Below are 2,089 nucleotides of genomic sequence, written 5' to 3' on the forward strand. Positions count from 1 at the left end.
CCCCCGGCCAATCCACCGCCCGACCTGCTCCGGATTACGCGGAGATCGCAGATCGCTGAGGCGGGAGGAGAGGCGATGGAGCACACGCCGGAGGAGTCACGGCGCGGCCCGGGGTCCGGGGCACGGTACGGGCGGCGGACGGCCGTGGTGGGCTCGGGAGTGGCGGGACTGACCGCCGCGTACATCCTGGGCCGCACCCGTCCCGTCACCCTGTACGAGGCCGACGACCGGCTCGGCGGGCACGCGCACACCCACGAGCTGACCTCGCCGCACGACGGACGGGTGCACCGGGTCGACTCCGGCTTCATCGTGCACAACCGGCGCACCTACCCGCATCTGCTGCGGCTCTTCGACGAACTCGGCGTCCCCACGCAGGAGTCGGAGATGAGCATGTCGGTGCGGTGCGAGGGGTGCGGGCTGGAGTACGCCGGGGCGCGCGGTCCGGCCGGACTGTTCGCCCGGCCCGGTGCCCTGCTGCGCGGCCCCTACCTGCGCCTGCTGACCGAGGTACCCGCCTTCCACCGGGCGGCCCGGCGGCTGCTGGCCGAGGGCGGCCCGGACGCGCTCACCCTGGGCGAGTTCCTCGACCGGGAGGGCTTCTCCGGCTACTTCCGCACCCACTTCATGACGCCGGTCGTGTCGGCCGTGTGGTCCTGCGACGCCGCCACCGCACAGCGCTATCCGGCCGCCTACCTGTTCCGCTTCATGGACCACCACGGAATGCTGTCGGTGACCGGTTCCCCGGTGTGGCGCACGGTCACCGGCGGTTCGCGCGCGTACGTGGACCGGATCGCCAAACACATCGGCGAGATCCGCACCGGAGCGCCGGTGCGCGCCGTGCGCCGGCACGCCGACAGCGCCGAGGTGACGACCGACGACGGCACGACCGAGCCGTACGACGCGGTGGTGATCGCCGTCCATCCCGACCAGGCGCTGCGGCTGCTGGCCGACGCGAGCGAGCGGGAGCGGGAGGTGCTGGGCGCGTTCCGCTACTCCCGCAACACCACCCTCCTGCACACCGACACCCGGCTGCTGCCCCGGGCCGCCGGTGCCCGCGCCTCCTGGAACTACCTGATGCCCGCGTGTGACGCCGGCGCCGACCGGGTGCGGGTCAGCTACGACATGAACCGGCTGCAACGCCTGGACGCCACCGAGAACTTCGTCGTCACCCTGGGCGGCGAGGACCGGGTCGACCCGGACCGGGTGCTGGCCCGCATGGTCTACGAACACCCCGTCTACACGCCCGAGTCGGTGGCCGCGCAGCGGCGCCTGCACGAACTCGCCGGGCCTGTGTGCGTGTTCGCGGGCGCCTACCACGGCTGGGGGTTCCACGAGGACGGCTGCCGCTCCGGGGTCGAGGCCGCGGCCGCGCTGGGAGCCCGCTGGTGAGCACCGTGCCCGCCCTCTACTCCTGCAGGATCGCGCACGTGCGGACCACCCCCCGGCGCTACGCCCTGCGGCACCGCACCTACCTGTGGCTCATCGATCCCGACGACCCGCCCCGGCTGCCGCTCCCGCTGCGGGCGCTCGCCCGGTTCGAGGCGCGCGACCACTTCACCGGGGACCAGCCCTCGATCCGGGCCGGACTGGACGCCTTCCTCGCCGCGCGGGGCGTCCACCTGGACGGCGGCAAGGTCGTGATGCTCACCCACGCGCGCGTGTTCGGGCATGTCTTCAACCCGCTCACCCTGTACTGGTGTCACGGCCCCGGCGGGGAACCGCGCTGCGTGGTCGCGGAGGTGCACAACACCTACGGCGGCCGGCACTGCTACCTGCTGCACCCGGACGAGGCGGGCGGTGAGGTCCGTACCGACAAGGAGTTCTACGTCTCGCCGTTCCTCCCCGTCGACGGCCGGTACCGGATGCGGCTGCCCCTGCCGGGGTCCCGGCTCGACCTGGCCGTGCACCTGGACCGCGAGGGGGCACGCGCCCTCACCGCCACGGTCCGCGGCACCCGCCGCGCGGCGACCCTCCCGGCGCTGCTGCGGCTGGCGCTGCGCCACCCCTGGTCCACCCTCGCCGTGTCGGCCGCGATCCGCGTCCACGGCGTCCGCCTGTACCTGCGGGGACTGCCCGTCCAGCCCCGCCC

Annotated in this window: 2 protein-coding genes; both read left to right on the plus strand. The window is 74.1% G+C overall.

Going from position 1 to position 2,089, the window contains the following annotated elements:
- Positions 1–75: 75 nt before the first annotated feature.
- On the plus strand, positions 76–1,389 hold the full coding sequence (locus tag EHS43_RS43260; protein ID WP_125195907.1) for an NAD(P)/FAD-dependent oxidoreductase: 1,314 nt from the start codon (positions 76–78) through the stop codon (positions 1,387–1,389).
- Positions 1,386–2,089 (plus strand): DUF1365 domain-containing protein (locus tag EHS43_RS43265; RefSeq protein ID WP_185806657.1); only part of this gene is annotated, 704 nt, incomplete at its 3' end. The genes EHS43_RS43260 and EHS43_RS43265, both read left to right, overlap by 4 nt.

Origin of the sequence: Streptomyces sp. RP5T, from assembly GCF_003933965.1 — a bacterium.
Taxonomy (GTDB): Bacteria; Actinomycetota; Actinomycetes; order Streptomycetales; family Streptomycetaceae; genus Streptomyces.